The organism is Variovorax sp. GW821-FHT09B01 (assembly GCF_059418345.1).
This window is the reverse complement of the sequence record NZ_JBWKPQ010000044.1, coordinates 1-17,599: the sequence shown is the minus strand read 5'-3', so window position 1 is coordinate 17,599 and position 17,599 is coordinate 1. Positions and strand designations below refer to the sequence as shown.

Genomic DNA, 17,599 nt, shown 5'->3' with positions numbered 1-17,599 from the left:
TCAGGCCGCCACCGCGGCCGCGCGCGGCTTCACCGGCCAGTCGCGCAGCTTGCCGGGGTTCAGCAGGCCCAGCGGATCGAAGCGCCGCTTCACCGCGATCACCTCGGGCGGCAGCGGGCCGCCGGCCTTGCCGTCCTCGACGATGTTCACGTGCGGGTTGTTGATGTGCACCTCGTGCTCGCGGTGGATCTGCATGATCTCCTGCAGCCGTTCCTCGGTGCTGAAGCGCACCAGTTGCAGACCGCTGCAGGTCATCAGGCCCGCCACGTTGCGGATGAACTCCAGGTGCATCATCACCTCGCCGCCGAGCAGCTTCTCCATCTCGATGACCTGCGCCACGTGGCGCCCCGGCACGAAGCCGCTCTGCAGGTAGGTCAGGGTCGGGTCGACCTTGAGCGCGTGCAGCGTCGTGTGGTTCCAGGTGAACTCCATCAGCGTGCGGTTGCTCTTCTGCACCTCGGCCGCGGTCTTGCGGTAGCTCACGGCGCCGCCGAAGCTCTCGACCAGCTGCAGCAGCGCCGGCTCGCTGGCCTCGGCCACCAGCGACAGCACCGTGTGGCAGCCCTTGGGCAGGTGCGCCGCGAGCTGCGCCAGGTGGTCGGAGATCGGCGCCGCATAGAACGACACCTCGCGCTTCACGATGCCCGGCGCGTTCGCGAGCTTATCGGCGAAGTTCAGCGCACCCTCGAAATCGGAGAAGGTCACGAGCGTCTCGAGCCACGGATGCGCGGGCGCCAGCGCGACCTCGAGCTCGAGCACCAGCCCATTGGTGCCCCACAGGTGGTGCATGCGCATCGCCTCGGCGCCGCGCAGTTCCACCACCTGGGGTTCGGCCTCGATGGTCATCGCGCGGATGCCGAGCACGTTGCCGGGCGCGCCCAGCGGCCCGTAGTTGATCGAGCCCACGCCGCCGAAGCCGCCGCCGAACAGGCCGCCGAGCGTGGCGCTGCGGTAGGTCGAGGGCACGCAGCGCATCTCCTGGCCGCTGGCCCTGGTCTGCTTCTCGAGCTCGCCCAGGCGGATGCCGGCCTGCGCGCGCGCCACGCCGGGCTGCACCCAGAGGCAGGCGTTGTAGCCGGTCATGTCGAGCACCACGCCGCCGGCCAGCGGCGTGGTCTGGCCGTAGTTGCCGGTGCCGCTGCCGCGCACGGTGATCGGCACGCCGTGGCGTGCGCAGGCGCCGACCACCGCGCGGATCTCGTCCTCGCTGCGCGGGCGCACCACCACGTCGGCATGCTTGCCCTCGAGCTGGCGCTTGAGCACCGGGCTGAACCAGGAGAAGTCCTGCGACAGCCGCACGACGCGGCCCTCGTCGGTGATCCAGTCGAGGTCGGGGAGTTCGAGCAGCAGCGGCCCGATGGAAGATTCTTGTGCGTTCATGTTGGGATCAGTCCTGGGAAAGTTCGCTCGCATGCCACGAGCCCAGCGCCACCTTGGTGAGCCAGGCCATCAGCACGAAGAGCGCGACGCCGGTGAGGGAAATCAGCAGCAGCGCGGCGAACATCCGCGGGATGTTCAGCTGGAAGCCCGCCTGCAGGATCTGGTAGGCCAGTCCCGCGCCCGAGCCGCCGGTGCCGGCCACGAACTCCGCCACCACCGCGCCGATCAGCGCGAGGCCGCTCGAGATGCGCAGGCCGCCGAAGAAGTAGGGCAACGCGCTCGGGATGCGCAGCCGCACCAGTTGCTGCCAGCGCGTGGCGCGGTTGAGCTTGAAGTAGCTTTGCAGGTCGGGGTCGATGCTGCGCAGGCCCAGCGTGGTGTTGCTGATGATCGGGAACAGCGCCACCAGCGCCGCGCACACGGTCATCGCGGCCGTCGGGTTCTTGACCCAGATGATGATCAGCGGCGCCACCGCCACGATCGGCGTGACCTGCAGCAGCACCGCGTACGGAAAGAGCGCGGTCTCGATGCGCTTGCTCTGCACGAACAGGAACGAGATCAGCACGCCCGCCACCGTGGCGAGCACGAAGGACAGCACCGTGATCTTGAGCGTGACCAGCAACGCGTTGCCCAGCGGGGCCCAGTCGGTCACCAGCGTCTGCAGCATCAGCCAGGGCGAGGGCACGAGGTAGGGCGGCAGCTCCATCGCCACCACCATCCATTGCCACAGCGCGATCAGCAGCAGGCCGATCGCCATCGGATAGAGCACGCGCTGCACGCGCGGCTGGCTCAGGAGAGGCGTGCGGCTCATCGCGCGTGCTCCTCGTCGGCATGGCTGGCGCGCAGCAGGCTGTCCTGCAGCCGCTTGGCATGGCGCGCGAACTCGGGCGTGACCATGAAGTCGGCGCTGCGCGGATAGGGCTCGTCGATCTGGAACTGCTCGACCACGCGGCCCGGCCGCGCGGCCATCATCACCACGCGGCTCGAGAGGAACACCGCCTCGTGGATCGAGTGCGTCACGAAGATCACCGTGAGCTTCTTCTTGCGCCAGAGCTCGAGCAGGTCGGCGTCGAGCTTGTGGCGCGTGATCTCGTCGAGCGCGCCGAAGGGCTCGTCCATCAGCAGCAGGTCGGGCTGCGTGACCAGCCCGCGCGCGATCGACACCCGCATCTGCATGCCGCCCGAGAGCGCGCGCGGCAGCGCGCTGGCGAACTTCTCGAGGCCCACCAGCGCCAGCGACTCCATCACGCGCGCATCGGCCTCCTTGCGCGGCACGCCCGCGAGATCGAGCGGCAGCCGCACGTTGGTCTGCACGCTGGCCCAGGGCATCAGCGTGGGCGACTGGAACACGAAGGACAGCTTGTGCGGGCAGTCATGCAGCTGCGCCACCGGCTTGCGCCACACCAGCAGCCGGCCGTCGCTGGGCTCGAGCATGCCCGCCACCATCTTGAGCAGCGTGCTCTTGCCGCAGCCCGAGGGACCGAGCAGCGTGACGAACTCGCCCTCGGCGATCGACAGGTCGACCGGCAGGAGCGCCTGCGTGCCGTTGGGATAGGTCTTCTCGGCCGAGAGCACTTCCACCGCGGGCACGGCAGGCACCGTCGGCGGCGCGAGGGTGTGGGGGTCGATGCGGTTCATGGCGTGGCGACGATCAGGGCAATACCTTCGCGTCCTTCACGAACTCGGTCGTGTAGGTCTTCGCGAGCTCGACCTTGGCCGGGTCGAGCAGCTTGGCGCTCACGAGGAAGTCGTAGCTGGCCTTGGCGCGCGTGTCGGTCATCACGCCGATGCCGAGCTTGGCCGCGTCGCCGCCCGTGATCATTCCCATCTCCTTGAGCTTGGCCACGCTGTAGGCGAGCTGGTCGTCGGTCATGTTGGGGTTGTCCTTCTTGATCAGCGCGTTGGCGGGCGCGGGATCGGCGAGGTAGCTCTTCCAGCCTTCGGCCGAGGCCTTGACGAAGGCCGCGACCTGCTTGCTACGCTCCTTCACCGTCTTCTCCATGCACGAGACGGTGGTGGCATAGGCCGGGAAGCCGTGGTCGCTGAACATCAGCACCGTGCTCTTCACGCCGGCCTTCTGGATCGCGTAGGGCTCGGAGGTCAGGTAGCCCTGCTGGGCCGTGTTCTTGTCGGCTACGAAGGGCTGGATGTTGAAGGTGTAGGGCCGGGTCTGCTCGTCCTTGAGGCCGAACTTGGCCTTGAGCCAGGGCCAGTAGCCGCGGTTGGCCTGCGCGCCGATCAGCAGCGTCTTGCCCTTGAGGTCCTCGAAGCTCTTCACGTCGTCGTGCGCGATCAGCACCTGCGGGTCCTTCTGGAAGAAGGCCGCCACGTTGACCACCGGCACGCCGCCCTCGCGCACCTGCATCATCTGGATGTCGCTCGAGCCCATGATGCAGTCGGCCTGGCCGGCCGCCATCATCTGCGTGATGTTGACCTGCGGGCCGCCCATCTTGATGGTCACGTCGAGGCCGTACTTCTTGTAGATGCCCTGCGCCACGGCCTGGTAGAAGCCGCCGTGCTCGGCCTGCGCGTACCAGTTGGTCATGTAGGTGAACTTGTCCTCGGCCTGCGCGGGCGCGGCGAGGAAGGCGATGGCGGCGGCGCCGGCCAGGGACAGTGCGAAGGAGCGCATGGGGGGACCTCTCTAGGGCGTGGGTGAAGAAAAAGGGGAAAGACGGGCCGATGCAAGAAGCAGGCTCAGGCCGGCGCGAAGGACTGCTGCACGAAGCCCTGCTGGTGGCCGCGCTCCCAGGTGGCTTCCTCGCGCACCACCCAGCGCAGCGCATGCAGCTCGGTCAGCGCCTGCACCCAGCTGTCGGACAGCGTGTCGAGGATCGCCTCGCCCTGCTCGCGCGTGGCGGTGGTCGGGTCGCCGATCACGCCGCTGGGGCCGAAGTCGCGCGCGGTCCAGGCGCAGGCCGGGCGGCCGTCGGCCGACAGCAGCTTGATCGGGAACGGCGGCGGGAAGTTGGCCACCGCGCGCTCCATGTGCACCGTCTCGGGCGCGAGCGCGAGCATCAGCGCGGTCTCGGAATGGCCGGCATGCATCGCGAGCTTCTTCTCCTGCTCGCTCACCTGCTTGCTGGCCGCGCTCGGCAGCCGCGACACGCCGTGCGGCACCACCACGAAGTCGCCATGGCGCAGCCGCAGCTCGCGCGCCGCCATCTCGAGCACCTGCGGCTGGCCGCCGTGGCCGTTGGCGAACAGCAGCTTGCGAAAGCCCGCGCGGTAGACCGACTCGCCGATCTCGGTCACGGTCGACAGCAGCGTGGTGCCGGTCAGCGTCATCGTGCCGGGGAAGTGCAGGTGCTCTTCCGACTTGCCGTAGGTGATGGTCGGCAGCGCGAAGGCGCGCACCTCGGCCGGCAGCTTCTCGAGCGCCTTGCCCATCACGCCCGAGCTGATCACGCTGTCGACCGAGCACGGCAGGTGCGGGCCGTGCTGCTCGATCGCGCCGCAGGGCAGCACGATGACCGTGTTCTCGCGGTCGGGCAGCGCGGCGATCTCGGTCCAGCTCAGGTAGGGCAGGAAGCGGTGGGGAGGGATGTAGCCGTGGAGCATGGGGACGGTCCTTGGAGTGGTTCTGTTCGTTGAAGAGGGCTCAGGCGCCGACGGCGCCGCCGTGCGCGCGCCAGGTCGCCGGCACCTCGCCGTGCGCGACGCGGCCCGCGCGCAGCACCACGCGCGATGCGCTGCGCGAGGGCCAGCCGAAGCGGTCGGCCGCGCCGAAGAGCACGAGGTCGGCGGGCGCGCCGACGAGCGTCGGGCGTTGCACGGTGGCGTCGCGGCGCAGCCAGTCGGCGCGGCACAGCGCCTCCGACCAGGTCTCGAACGGCTCGTCGAGCTGCGCCACCAGCGCGGCCGTGCCCAGCGCTTCCACGGGATCGAAGCTGCCGAGCCGGCAGAACGGGTCCTGCACGTTGTCGCTCGCGAACAGCAGCGGAATGCCGCGCTCGCGCGCCTCCTTCACCAGCGTGATGCCGCGCCGGCGCGGCGTGCGGCCGGTCACGGCGTCCTGCAGCAGCAGGTTGGTGGCGGGCAGCGAGACCACCGTGATCGGCGCGCGCGCCACCGCGTCGAGCGTGGCGAGCGCCTGCGCCTCGGGCTGTTCCGCAAGCGCGCAGACGTGGCCGCAGACGACGCGGCCCTCGTAGCCGATCTCGGCCAGGATGCGCGCGGTGGCCGCCAGGCCCGTGGCCGAGGCATTGAGCTCCTCGTCCACGTGCAGGTCGATGTCGAGCTCGCAGGCCTGCGCCGAGCGCAGCAGGTTGCGCAGCGCGTTCTCGCTCCAGTTGGTGGAGTGCACGAAGCCGCCGAGCAGCGCATGCGGCCCGGTGGCCTTCACCTGCTTCGCGAGCCGCAGCGCCTGCGCCGCATCCTCGAACAGCGGCAGCTTGATCAGGCTCACCTGCTCGAGCCGCACGCGGCCTTTCCATTCCTGCGCCAGCTCGGCCATCACCGGCCAGGCCATCGGCAGGGCATCGGGCTCCCACCAGTCGACGTGCGTGCGCAGGTGCGTGGTGCCGCATTCCCAGGCCCATTGCAGCCCGCGCGCCGCGCGTTCGCGCACGTCGGCGGGCGTCCAGTTCACGCGGTCGGCCAGCATCGCGTCGATGGCGCCGAGCAGGCCCGGCTGCACCGCCTTCATGCGCGGCAGCGTGAAGACCTTGTCGAGGTGCGTGTGGGCATCGACGAAGCCCGGCAGCGCGAGCGTGCCGCCGAGGTCCCAGCCTGCGGCGGGCGTCGGGGCATCGTCCGCGGGGCGCAGCGACTGCACGCGGCCGCCCTCGATCGCGAGCCGCGCGAGCACCGGCACGCCGTCGCGCTGCGGCCAGTCGGCCGGCAGCAGCCAGCGCGGCAGGCGCACCCGGTCGAGCAGCACGGGCGCGCTCATGCGAAGCGCGCCATGGCGTTGCCGACCTTGGCCATGAAGCGCTTGAGCTGGGGCTCGGTCGCCACGTTCATGTGGTAGTGGGCGTGGTAGTCGACCCGGGCGCCATGGCCGGTCAGCCGCTTCATGTAGCGCGTGACGATCTTGCGCGGCGGGTCGCCCATGTACATCGCCACCCAGCGCGGCCGGCCGTAGGTGACCACGGCGCTGATGCGCTTGATGTGCGTGAGCATCGGCTTCACGTTGGCGGGGTCGCTGATGTCGAAGGCCACGCCCGGCATGAACAGCCGGTCGAAGTAGCCCTTGAGCATGGCCGGCAGGCCGAAGCACCAGGTCGGGAAGCAGAACACGATGCCCTCGGCCCACTGCAGCCGCTCGACGTAGGGCTTGAGCGGCAGCTGGTTGGCCGGCACCTCGTGGTAGCCCAGCCGCTCCTCGCGCGAGAGCACCGGATCGAAGCCCTCGGCATAGAGGTCGCAGTCGTCGACCTCGTGGCCGGCCGCGCGCAGGTTCTTCAGCACCTCCTGGTGCAGGGCGGCATGGAAGCTGGTTTCGACCGGATGGCAGTAGACGACGAGCACGCGCATGGTGTTTGACCGCTTAATCAGAGCAAGTGGTCAGGTTTAGCAAGCGACGTGCCAGCGCGGGCGCACCGGATTGGGGCCGGTGCGGTTTCTGGCGGGGAGGAGGGCGCCCGGGCGGCGCGGGCGGCTAGCTGGCGCGGATGCCGCAGCCGGCCAGCACGAAGGCCACCAGCTCGCGCGCGATCGGCTCGCGGTCGATCGGCGCGTCGGGCGGCAGCCCCAGCATCACGCGGGTCTGGATCGCGTAGTCGGCGTAGCTCTGGGTCATGGCCCAGACGTGCATCAGCAGGATGCGTGCATCGAGCGGGCGCATCTGGCCGCGCGCGATCCAGCCGTTGATGATGTCGACCTTCTTCTGCGTCCAGGCGCGCGCATTGGGCCAGTAGCGGTCGAGGTTGCGGCCGCCGTCGAGGATCTCGCGCGTGAAGATGCGCGACATCTCGGGGCTGTCGATCGCATGGTCGAGCTTCTTGCGGATGTAGTCGCCGAGTACCGTCGCCGGGTCGCTCGCGTCCTCGAACGAGAACACCACCTTCCACGCATGCAGCACCTGCATCAGCAGTTCTTCGTACAGCTCTTCCTTGCCGACGATGTAGTAGTGCAGCTGCGGCTTGGTGAGGCCGGCGCGTGCCGCGATGGCCTGGGTCGAGGTGCCCTTCAGGCCGTGCAGGCTGAACTCCGCGATCGCCGCGGCGCGGATCGCCGCCATGATGCGTTCGCGGCCCGGGCGCGCGCGCGACAGCGGCCCGTCGGGCGCGGGCATTTCCTGGGCGGTCGAGACGGGAAGGGCGGCGGAATCGGCGTTCATGGCGAGGGAGTGGCGCGGCGTGCGCGCGGTGGATGGTAATCCTTGCGTCCCCACGGCCGCATGACCGCATGCCATGCCGGCATGGCCGCGCCGGGCAGCCGGGCATGGTTCATGTATCTTCTCGCCGCCTCGAAAAATTCATTCAACACAAGGAGTTCTCCATGTACCTTTCCCCTCGCTTCAGGGCCCTCGCGGCCGGTGCCGCGATGCTGGCGGCCAGCGCGCTCGCGCAGGCACAGCAGGCGCTCCCCAACGTGGTGATCCTGGCCACCGGCGGCACCATCGCGGGCGCCGGCGCCTCGGCCGTCAACAGCGCCACCTACGCGGCCGCCAAGGTCGGTGTCGAGAAGCTGATCGCGGGCCTGCCTGAGCTCTCCAAGGTCGCCAACGTGCGCGGCGAACAGGTGTTCCAGGTCGCGTCCGAGAGCCTCACCAACGACAACCTGCTCACGCTCGCCAAGCGCGTGTCGGCGCTGTCGAAGCAAAGCGACGTCGACGGCATCGTGATCACGCACGGCACCGACACGCTCGAAGAAACCGCCTACTTCCTGACCCTGACCGTGCATACCTCCAAGCCGATCGTGGTGGTCGGTTCGATGCGTCCGGGCACCGCGCTGTCGGCCGACGGCGCGCTCAACCTGTACGACGCCGTGACGGTGGCCGGCAGCAAGGACGCCGCGGGCAAGGGCGTGCTGGTGACGATGGGCGACAACATCGACACCGGCCGCGACGTGAGCAAGAGCGTGAACATCAAGACCAGCGCCTTCTCGAGCCAGTGGGGCCCGCTGGGCATGGTGGTCGAGGGCAAGAACTACTGGTTCCGCGCGCCCGTGAAGCGCCACACCATGAACTCGGAGTTCGACATCGACCAGATCAACGCGCTGCCGCCGGTCGAGATCGCCATGGGCTACGAGGGCGTGTCCTCGACCGCCATCGACGCGCTCGCCAAGAGCGGCATCAAGGCGCTGATCCATGGCGGCACCGGCAACGGCTCGGTCGCCGACCGCATCGTGCCGAACCTGCAGAAGGTTCGCGCCGACGGCATCGTCGTCATCCGCAGCTCGCGCGTGCCCGACGGCTTCGTGATCCGCAACGCCGAGCAGCCCGACGACAAGTACGACTGGGTGGTGGCGCACGACCTGCGCCCGCAGAAGGCGCGCATCCTCGCGATGGTCGCGCTGACCAAGACCAGCGACACCAAGGAACTGCAGCGCATCTTCTGGGAATACTGATCCCTCGATCCGCGTCGGTCCCCGGGGCCGCGTTCCTTCCGCAGGGAAGGGCGCGGCCCTTTTTCTTTCGCGGCCGGTTCAGCGCACGAGCCGCCGCTGGCGATGCCGCGCGAACTCCAGCCCGCCCACGCACACCAGCAGCCAGGCCAGCCCGGTCAGCAGGCCCGCCACCACGTCGCTCGCGAAGTGCACCTGCAGGAAGATCCGGCTGCAGGCGATGGTGACGATCGCGGCGGCGCCGGCCATCGCCGCCGCCACGTGCCAGCGCGGCGGCAGCAGGCGCAGCGCGAGATAGACCAGCATGCCGTAGCTCACGATCGCGCCCGCGCTGTGGCCGCTCGGGAAGCTGTAGCTGGTTTCGTGCGCCAGGCCGTGGTCGTGCAGCGGCCGGGCGCGCGCGAAGATCTGCTTGAGCGCCGGGTTCAGCAGCACGATCCCCACCAGCGCCATCGACCAGCCGAGCGCCAGGCCGCGATGGGCACGGTGCCACAGCAGCAGCGCCACCAGCACCGCCACCGGCGCCAGGGTGGCGAAGTCGCCGAGCCGCGTGAGCCAGCTGAACGCGAGGATCACGCCGCGCGGCATGTGCTGCGCGATCGCATCGGTCAGTGCCTGGTCGGCCAGGCCCAGCGTGCGGCCGTCGCCGAGGTTGGAGGCGATCCAGGCGAACAGGCTCGAGGCGCCGAGGATCGCCGCGAAGCCGAGCACCAGCGCGAGCACCAGCCGCGGTTCGTCGGGCTCTTCCTCGGCGGCCAGCGCGAGCCGGCGGCGCTGCGCCATCCAGCAGGCCAGGCCGGCGATCAGCACCGAGGCCAGCAGCAGCGAGAGGAAGCCGCCCAGCGCATGGGCGCCGAGCTGTTCGGCATGCGCGACGAGGGCGGGCGGGTGGGGGAGGGGAGCGGAAGGAAGGGAAGGAACGGGGACGGCCGATGACATGCGGCGCACCCTAAAGCGGCGCCGTCGTGCTGGCAAGCGAAAGCCTTACGGCGTCGGCGAGCACGAAGGCCTGGCGCTCGGCCGCATAGTCCCAGCGCTCGACCGCGCAGGCGCGCGCATCGTCGTCGCGCCGCACCACGTTGACCGAGTTCGGATGCCCCGCGCGCACGCGCCACGACACGGCCGTGCCCGCCTGCACCGCCCACATCGGCCGCGGGCAATCGACGAAGCACTCGTGCAGCGGCAGCACGAAGGGCAGGTGGATGTGGCCGCCGAGCACCAGGTCGGCCCCGGCCGCGGCCCAGCGCGCCACCGCGGCCTCGCCGCCGTGCAGCCGGTTGCCGATGTCCTCGCGCCGCGTCACCGCCACCGGCTGGTGCGTGACCACCACGCGCAGCTGCGACGGCGCCGCCGCGGCCAGCCGACGCGCCACGCGCTCGACCTGCGCGTGCGACACCTCGCCGTCCTCGTGGCGCCAGCGGCGCGTGGTCTTGACGCCGATCGCCAGCCAGCCGGGCGTGTCGACCACCGGCTCGAGCTCGTCGCCGAAGGCCTCGCTGTAGCGGCCATAGGGTGCGAAGGCGCGCGCCGCGAGCTGGAACAGCGGGATGTCGTGGTTGCCCGGAATCGCCAGCAGCGCCCGCGGCGCCAGCCGGTCGACGAAGGCGCGCGCGGCCGCGAACTGCGCGCGCGTGGCGCGCTGCGTGATGTCACCCGACAGCACCAGCAGCTCGGGCGCGAGCTCGCGCGCCAGCCGCTCGAGCGCCGCCAGCACCGGCGGCTGCTCGGTGCCGAAGTGCGGGTCGGAAACCTGCAGCAGCACGCTCATTGCTTGGCCGCCTCGAGCTCGGGCGCCACGTCGGGCCGCACCAGCCACAGCGGCTCGGGCGAGACGCGGAACAGCAGCGGCATCTCGGCCCAGCCGATCTCGCCGTCGGTCGCCACCTTCACGCGCCGCGGGCCGCGGCTGCCCGCGCGGCCGATGCGCACCGTCATCGACTCGAAGGGAAAGCTCAGGACCTCGTCGGCCTCGCCGAGCCGCCCGAGCGCGCCGCGCAGCAGCAGCCCCGGCATCGACAGCAGGCCATGCGGCTTGAGCGCCACCGCCGCCAGCTGCCCCTGCTCGGGCGCATCGGCATGCTCGATGCCGATCTGCAGCAGCTGCAGCGGGTTGTTGCCGACGAACAGCGTGGGCGTGCGGATCGCGCGCTCCTGGCCGCGCCAGCCCATGCGCAGGTCGAGCGTGCGGTGGCCGCGCAGCACGGTCAGCAGGCCGGCGCCGAGCGCGATCAGGCGGTTGCGCCCGTAGCGCGACTTGTAGTGCTCGCGCTCCTCGAGCAGCTGGGCGTACAGGCCCAGGCTGGCATTGACCAGAAAGGCGCGGTCGTTGAGCAGCCCGACCTGCACCGGCCGCGGCGGCTGGGTCAGCAGCACCTCGAGCGCCTGCGCGGTGTCGCGCGGAATGCCGTGAGCGCGGCTGAAGTAGTTGAAGGTGCCCTGCGGCAGCACGCCGAAGGCGCAGCCGCTGCCCAGCGTGGCCTGGGCCACGGCATTGATCGTGCCGTCGCCGCCCGCGGCCACCACCACGCCGCCGGCGGCGCGCGCGCGCTCCACCGCCTCGCGCGCCAGCGCGCGCAGGCTGCCGGGGCCGTCGTCGGCGCTGCCGCGGTCGACCGTGAAGATGCGCAGCCGGCGGTCGGCCGCGGCGCAGCCTTCCTCGATGACCTGGCGGGCCTGGACGGCGTCCTCGCTGCCGGAGGCGGCATTGAGCACGATGAAGAGCGGGGTGTTCGGGCCGGTCTCGGGCACTGGCATGGGGCGTGTGGGGCTGAGGGCTCGTGGGGGAGGGACGTCGGATCGGCGTGGCGGGCGGGCGTTCCCGGCCCGCATGAAAAGCGCCGGCCGCGCGGCCGTCGGAAGACGATGGCCCGCGCGGACCCCGGTTTGTCGCACGGCCCGTGTCCGCTGCGTGGCAGGCACCTTCCCGACCCGCTGTGGGAGAGTTGCCCTCCGCCCGTAAAATCGCGGGCTTTCGCGGCGCACCGCCGCGCTTTCGTCCAACGCCCGGCCGCGCCGGCCGGCACCCTTCATGTTGACCTTCCAGCAAATCATTCTCAAATTGCAGTCGTACTGGGCCGACAAGGGCTGCGCGCTGCTGCAACCGTACGACATGGAAGTGGGCGCGGGCACCTCGCACACCGCCACCTTCCTGCGCGCGCTCGGCCCCGAGCCCTGGAAGGCCGCCTACGTGCAGCCCAGCCGCCGCCCCAAGGACGGCCGCTACGGCGAGAACCCCAACCGCGGCCAGCACTACTACCAGTACCAGGTCGTGCTCAAGCCCGCGCCCGCGAACATCCTCGAGCTCTACCTCGGCAGCCTCGAGGCGCTGGGCTTCGACCTCAAGAAGAACGACATCCGCTTCGTCGAGGACGACTGGGAGAACCCCACGCTCGGCGCCTGGGGCCTGGGCTGGGAGGTCTGGCTCAACGGCATGGAGGTGACGCAGTTCACCTACTTCCAGCAGGTCGGCGGCATCGACTGCAAGCCGATCACCGGCGAGATCACCTACGGCCTCGAGCGCCTGGCGATGTACCTGCAGGGCGTGGAGAACATGTACGACCTGGTGTGGACCGAAGGCCACGGTGGCGCCAAGCTCAGCTACGGCGACGTGTTCAAGCAGAACGAGGTCGAACAGTCGGCCTACAACTTCGAGCACTCCGATGCCGAGTTCCTGTTCACCGCCTTCGCCGCGCACGAGAAGCAGGCCAAGCACCTGATGGCCGAGCAGCTCGCGCTGCCGGCCTACGAGCAGGTGCTCAAGGCCGCGCACAGCTTCAACCTGCTCGACGCGCGCGGCGCGATCAGCGTGACCGAACGCGCGGCCTACATCGGCCGCATCCGCAACCTCGCGCGCAGCGTGGCGCAGAGCTACTACGACAGCCGGGAACGGCTGGGCTTCCCGATGGCACCGCGCGAATGGGTCGCGCAGATCGCACCGAAGAAGGCCGCCTGAGCGATGACGACCCCCATGAACAAGACCTCCCTGCTGGTTGAACTGTTTGTCGAAGAACTGCCGCCGAAGGCACTGAAGAAGCTCGGCGAGGCCTTCGCGGGCGTGCTGCGCGAACAGCTCGTGGCCCAGGGCCTGGCCGAGGCCGGCTCGGTGCTCACGCCCTTCGCCTCGCCGCGCCGCCTGGCCGCGCATCTCACGCACGTGGCCGGGCGCGCCGCCGACAAGGCCGTCTCGCAGAAGCTGATGCCCGTGGCCGTGGGGCTCGATGCCTCGGGCCAGCCCACGCCCGCGCTGCTTAAGCGCCTGGGCGCGCTCGGCGCCGACGCCTCGGCCGTGCCCGGCCTCAAGCGCGCCATGGACGGCAAGGCCGAAGCCCTGTTCTACGAGAGCACGGCCAAGGGCGCCACGCTGGCCGAAGGCCTGCAGAAGGCACTGGCCGAAGCCATCGCCAAGCTGCCGATCCCCAAGGTCATGAGCTACCAGCTCGAGAGCGGCTGCGAGCTGCCGGGCTGGACCAGCGTGAGCTTCGTGCGCCCCGCGCACGGCCTGGTCGCGCTGCATGGCGATGCCGTGGTGCCCGTCGAGGCGCTGGGCCTCCAGGCCGGCCGCGAAACGCACGGCCACCGCTTCGAGGCCGCGGTCGATCCCGTGGTGCTGCGCAACGCCGACAGCTATGCGCTGCAGCTGCAGGACGAGGGCGCGGTGATCGCGAGCTTCGAGGCGCGCCGCGCCGAGATCGCGCGCCAGCTCGCCGCGGCCGCGGTCCAGGTCGGCGGCGGCTCGGTGCCGATCCACGACGACGCGCTGCTCGACGAGGTCACGGCGCTGGTCGAGCGGCCCAACGTGCTGGTCTGCAGCTTCGAGCGCGAGTTCCTCGAGGTGCCGCAGGAATGCCTGATCCTCACGATGAAGGCGAACCAGAAGTACTTCCCGCTGCTCGACGCCTCGAGCAGGCTCACCAACCGGTTCCTGGTCGTCAGCAACATCAGCCCCGACGATGCCAGCGCCGTCATCGGCGGCAACGAGCGCGTGGTGCGCCCGCGCCTGGCCGACGCCAAGTTCTTCTTCGACCAGGACCGCAAGAAGACGCTGGCCTCGCGCGTCGCGTCGCTGGGCAAGGTGGTCTATCACAACAAGCTCGGCACCCAGGGCGAACGCGTGGAGCGCGTGATGCGCATCGCGCGCGCCATCGCCGACCAGCTCGGTAATGCCGAGGTGGCGCGCCAGGCCGTGCAGGCCGCCCAGCTGGCCAAGGCCGACCTCGTGACCGACATGGTCGGCGAGTTCCCCGAGCTGCAGGGCATCATGGGCCGCTACTACGCGCTGCACGACGGCCTCGACGCGGCCGTGGCCGATGCCATCGAGGACCACTACAAGCCGCGCTTCGCGGGCGACGAACTGCCGCGCAACAGCGTCGGCCTGGTGGTCGCACTGGCCGACAAGCTCGAAACCCTGGTCGGCATGTTCGGCATCGGCAACCTGCCCACCGGCGACCGCGATCCGTTCGCGCTGCGCCGCCATGCGCTCGGCACGATCCGCATGCTGATCGAGAAGAACCTGCCGCTGGACCTCGACGCGCTGCTGGCCGAGGCCGCCGCGCAGTTCAAGGACATCGCTGGCTTCGATGCCTCCAAGGCCACCGTCGAGCTGCAAGACTTCATCCTCGACCGCCTCGCCGGCAGCCTGCGCGAGCAGGGCGCCAGCGCGCAGGAAGTCGATGCCGTGCTGGCCCCGCGCCCGCAGCGCCTGGGCCAGGTGCCCCAGCTGCTCGCCGCCGTGCGCGCCTTCGCCGTGCTGCCCGCCGCCGCCGCGCTGGCCGCGGCCAACAAGCGCATCGGCAACATCCTCAAGAAGGCCCCCGAGGCCGACGCCCACGTCAGCGAGCTGCTGCTGCAGGAGCCCGCCGAGAAGGCGCTGCATGCCGCCATGGCGCAGGTGGTGCCCGCCGCCAACGCCCAGTTCGATGCCGGCGACTACACCGCCTCGCTGCAGACCCTGGCGGCGCTGCGCGAACCGGTCGATGCCTTCTTCGACGGCGTGATGGTCAATGCCGAGCAGGCCGACCTGCGGCTCAACCGGCTGGGGCTGCTGATGTCGCTGCATGCCGCGATGAACCGCGTGGCGCAGCTCGAGCGGCTGGCTGTCTGAGCGCGCCGGTCCCCGTCATCCCGTTGTCCTCTTCCACTTCCTCTTCATCGGCAGGCGCGTCATGAAACTCGTGATCCTCGACCGCAACGGCACGATCAACGTGCACCGCGAAGACTTCGTGAAGAGCGACACCGAGTGGACGCCGCTGCCCGGTGCGCTCGAGGCCGTGGCGCGGCTCAACCATGCGGGCTGGCACGTGGTGATCGCGTCGAACCAGTCGGGCTTGGGGCGCGGCCTGTTCGACATGGCCTCGCTCAATGCGATGCACGCCAAGATGCACAAGATGCTCGCGGCCGTGGGCGGGCGCGTCGATGCGGTGTTCTATTGCCCGCACAGTCCCGACGAGGACTGCGGATGCCGCAAGCCCAAGCCGGGCCTGTTCCAGCAGATCGGCGACCGCTTCGGCATCGACCTGGCGGGCGTGCCCACCGCGGGCGACAGCCTGCGCGACCTGCAGGCCGGCGCAGCCGCCGGCTGCGAACCGCACCTGCTGCTGACCGGCATGGGGGCGGCCTGCCGCGGCTTCGATCCGCTGCCTCCCGAATATCCGGCGGACACGAGGGTGCACGAAGACCTCGCCGCTTTCGTCGACTTTTTGCTCGCGCGCGAGGCGCGGGCCGAATCCATGCAGGTGGCTCTCTGATGGCGTTGCTCCGTTCCGTTCTCCACGCGCTGTGGATGTTCGTCACCGTCGTCCCCTGGGCGATCATCATGCTGGTGTGCTCGATCTGGATGCGCGGCATACCGCTCTATTGGATGGCGGCGCGCTGGCTCTCCTGGGCCGTCGGCAGCGGCGCGCGTGCGCTGCTGGGCATCCGGCTGCGCGTGAGCGGCATGGAGAACCTGCCGGCTGACAAGCTCGCGGGCGCGATCCTGCTGGTCAAGCACCAGTCCACGCTCGAGACCTTCCTGATGCCCACGCTGATGCCGCATCCGCTGGCCTACGTGTTCAAGAAGGAACTGCTCTACGTGCCCTTCTTCGGCTGGGCCATGGGCCGGCTCGACATGATCCACATCGACCGCAGCCAGCGCGCCCAGGCCTTCAACAAGGTGGTGAGCCAGGGCCGCAAGCTGCTCGCGCAGGGCATCTGGATCATCATGTTCCCCGAGGGCACGCGCATCCCGCGCGGCCAGAAGGGCACCTACAAGAGCGGCGGCACGCGCCTGGCCTGCGAGACCGGCGTGCCCGTGATCCCGATCGCCGTGACCTCGGCCAAGGTCTGGCCGCGCAAGGCCTTCGTCAAGCGCGCCGGCGTGGTCGACGTGTCGATCGGCGTGCCGATCTCGAGCGCGGGCCGCAAGCCCGACGAGCTGATGCGCGAGGTCGAGGCCTGGATCGAGGCCGAGATGCATCGCCTCGATCCCGAGGCGTACCGCGATGCCGATGCCACCGGTGGCGTGGCCGGCAGCAGCGCCACGGTCGAGAAGGCGGGTTGAAGGCGCGCGCGTCTTCGGCCGTCGTTCCTTCCTTGTCGTCCATCATCGGGAACCACGCATGCGGGAGCTGATGCAGCTGGCGCTGGACCTGTTCGGCGATGGCGCCGTGGCCGCGCCGCCACCGCCCGCCGCGCCGCGCGGGCGCAAGAGCCCGGGCCCGGCGCGGCCACGCACGCGCCAGCCCGGCAGCCTCGTGCCCGACGCGCTGCCGTTCGCGATGCCGCCGGTGGTGGCCGTGCCCACCCCCACGGTGCCGCTGGTCGAGGACACGCGTCCGGCCGTGCCGCTGGCCGACACCCTGACGCCCGCGAGCTTCGTGCATCCGCAGGCCTCGCGCGAGCTGATGCTGGGCGCGGCGCGCGTCGCCTACGAATTCAAGCGCGGCAAGCGCCGCACCATCGGTTTCGTCGTCGGCGCCGAGGGCCTGTCGGTGCGCGCGCCGCGCTGGGTCGCGCTGCGCGACGTCGATGCCGCCGTCCGCGAGAAGAGCGACTGGATCCTGCGCAAGCTCGCCGAGATCCAGCAGCGCCACGCGCGCGTCGAGGCCACGCGCATCGACTGGAAGGACGGCGCGGGCTTTCCTTTCTTGGGCGAACCGGTGGTGGTGCGGCTCGATCCGAAGCATGGCTTCGAGGGCGTGGGCGGTGCGCTCGACGCGGGCGACGGCACCGGTCCGCGGCTGCTGCGCCTGGCCGTGGCGCAGAACGCCGAGCCGGCGCAGATCCGCGATGCGGCGCAGGCCTGGTTGATGCGGCAGGCACGCAAGCTGTTCATCGAGCGGCTCGATCACTTTGCGCCGCTGCTGGGGGTGCGGTGGGCGAAGCTGTCGTTGTCGAATGCGGCGACGCGGTGGGGGAGTGCGAGTGCGGATGGGTCGATACGGCTGAACTGGCGGTTGATCCACTTTCGGTTGTCTGTGGTGGACTACGTGGTGGCGCATGAGTTGGCGCATCTGCGGGTGATGGATCACTCGCATCGGTTCTGGGAGACGGTGGAGAGCGTGGTGCCTGACTACGATGTGTTGAGGCAGCAGTTGAAGGATGAGGCTGTGCCTCGGTGGGGGTGAGCTTTTTGTTTAGGCTGTTGGCCGGGACTCGCCCCGGCGGGCGAGTCACTTTCTTTTGCTTCGCCAAAAGAAAGTAACCAAAGAAAAGGCGACCCACTGTCTGC

General features: G+C 70.2%; 17 protein-coding genes. 6 read left to right on the top strand and 11 right to left on the bottom strand.

The genetic code is table 11. The features are described 5' to 3' along the window. The 8 genes from AC07RV_RS45030 to AC07RV_RS44995 form a co-directional block, all read right to left on the bottom strand. A complete protein-coding gene (locus tag AC07RV_RS45030; RefSeq protein WP_296775163.1) occupies positions 1 to 1,380 on the bottom strand; it encodes an FAD-binding oxidoreductase in 1,380 nt (459 codons plus the stop codon). A 7-nt stretch (positions 1,381 to 1,387) separates the two neighbouring features. Further along, on the bottom strand, positions 1,388 to 2,191 hold the full coding sequence (locus AC07RV_RS45025) for an ABC transporter permease (RefSeq protein WP_093348306.1): 804 nt from the start codon (positions 2,189 to 2,191) through the stop codon (positions 1,388 to 1,390). Then, positions 2,188 to 3,018, bottom strand: coding sequence for an ABC transporter ATP-binding protein (locus AC07RV_RS45020; protein WP_093348304.1), 831 nt, complete (start codon positions 3,016 to 3,018; stop codon positions 2,188 to 2,190). Before AC07RV_RS45020 ends, AC07RV_RS45025 begins: the two co-directional genes overlap by 4 nt. A 13-nt stretch (positions 3,019 to 3,031) precedes the next feature. Next, complete coding sequence (locus AC07RV_RS45015) at positions 3,032 to 4,012, bottom strand: ABC transporter substrate-binding protein (protein WP_296775169.1); 981 nt, start codon at positions 4,010 to 4,012, stop codon at positions 3,032 to 3,034. Between the two features lie 65 nt (positions 4,013 to 4,077). Continuing rightward, a complete protein-coding gene (locus tag AC07RV_RS45010) occupies positions 4,078 to 4,941 on the bottom strand; it encodes a creatininase family protein (RefSeq protein WP_093348298.1) in 864 nt (287 codons plus the stop codon). A gap of 40 nt (positions 4,942 to 4,981) precedes the next feature. Next, positions 4,982 to 6,274 (bottom strand): amidohydrolase family protein, encoded by a 1,293-nt coding sequence (locus AC07RV_RS45005; RefSeq protein WP_296775172.1) that lies wholly within the window; start codon positions 6,272 to 6,274, stop codon positions 4,982 to 4,984. Next, a complete protein-coding gene (locus AC07RV_RS45000; protein WP_057596983.1) occupies positions 6,271 to 6,858 on the bottom strand; it encodes an NAD(P)H-dependent oxidoreductase in 588 nt (195 codons plus the stop codon). The genes AC07RV_RS45005 and AC07RV_RS45000 overlap by 4 nt, the downstream gene beginning before the upstream one ends. 124 nt (positions 6,859 to 6,982) lie before the next feature. Next, complete coding sequence (locus tag AC07RV_RS44995; RefSeq protein ID WP_177239444.1) at positions 6,983 to 7,663, bottom strand: TetR/AcrR family transcriptional regulator; 681 nt, start codon at positions 7,661 to 7,663, stop codon at positions 6,983 to 6,985. Positions 7,664 to 7,824: 161 nt separating this feature from the next. On the opposite strand from AC07RV_RS44995, the gene AC07RV_RS44990 reads away from it, so the two are divergent. After that, positions 7,825 to 8,895, top strand: coding sequence for an asparaginase (locus tag AC07RV_RS44990; protein WP_093348292.1), 1,071 nt, complete (start codon positions 7,825 to 7,827; stop codon positions 8,893 to 8,895). Between the two features lie 78 nt (positions 8,896 to 8,973). On the opposite strand, the gene AC07RV_RS44985 is transcribed toward AC07RV_RS44990, so the two are convergent. From AC07RV_RS44985 to AC07RV_RS44975, 3 genes are read right to left on the bottom strand one after another with little or no spacing between them, the layout of a single operon-like run. Further along, positions 8,974 to 9,831, bottom strand: coding sequence for a phosphatase PAP2 family protein (locus AC07RV_RS44985; protein ID WP_296775177.1), 858 nt, complete (start codon positions 9,829 to 9,831; stop codon positions 8,974 to 8,976). A 10-nt stretch (positions 9,832 to 9,841) separates the two neighbouring features. After that, the gene (locus AC07RV_RS44980; RefSeq protein ID WP_296775179.1) at positions 9,842 to 10,660 is read right to left on the bottom strand and encodes a metallophosphoesterase family protein; all 819 of its coding nucleotides are present in this window, start codon (positions 10,658 to 10,660) and stop codon (positions 9,842 to 9,844) included. Beyond that, on the bottom strand, positions 10,657 to 11,646 hold the full coding sequence (locus AC07RV_RS44975; protein ID WP_296775182.1) for a diacylglycerol/lipid kinase family protein: 990 nt from the start codon (positions 11,644 to 11,646) through the stop codon (positions 10,657 to 10,659). Before AC07RV_RS44975 ends, AC07RV_RS44980 begins: the two co-directional genes overlap by 4 nt. 274 nt (positions 11,647 to 11,920) lie before the next feature. Here AC07RV_RS44975 and glyQ point away from each other — a divergent pair, with 274 nt between their 5' ends. The 5 genes from glyQ (at position 11,921) to AC07RV_RS44950 (ending at position 17,495) form a co-directional block, all read left to right on the top strand. Beyond that, entirely contained in the window at positions 11,921 to 12,844 is a 924-nt protein-coding gene (gene glyQ, locus AC07RV_RS44970) for a glycine--tRNA ligase subunit alpha (protein ID WP_093348286.1), read from the top strand. 15 nt (positions 12,845 to 12,859) lie between these two features. Next, on the top strand, positions 12,860 to 14,992 hold the full coding sequence (glyS, locus tag AC07RV_RS44965) for a glycine--tRNA ligase subunit beta (RefSeq protein WP_296775187.1): 2,133 nt from the start codon (positions 12,860 to 12,862) through the stop codon (positions 14,990 to 14,992). Between the two features lie 61 nt (positions 14,993 to 15,053). Then, the gene (gene gmhB / locus AC07RV_RS44960; RefSeq protein WP_296775189.1) at positions 15,054 to 15,635 is read left to right on the top strand and encodes a D-glycero-beta-D-manno-heptose 1,7-bisphosphate 7-phosphatase; all 582 of its coding nucleotides are present in this window, start codon (positions 15,054 to 15,056) and stop codon (positions 15,633 to 15,635) included. Beyond that, a complete protein-coding gene (locus tag AC07RV_RS44955) occupies positions 15,635 to 16,429 on the top strand; it encodes a lysophospholipid acyltransferase family protein (protein ID WP_208510945.1) in 795 nt (264 codons plus the stop codon). Before gmhB ends, AC07RV_RS44955 begins: the two co-directional genes overlap by 1 nt. Before the next feature lie 58 nt (positions 16,430 to 16,487). After that, positions 16,488 to 17,495 (top strand): M48 family metallopeptidase, encoded by a 1,008-nt coding sequence (locus AC07RV_RS44950; RefSeq protein WP_472922537.1) that lies wholly within the window; start codon positions 16,488 to 16,490, stop codon positions 17,493 to 17,495. Positions 17,496 to 17,599: the final 104 nt, after the last annotated feature.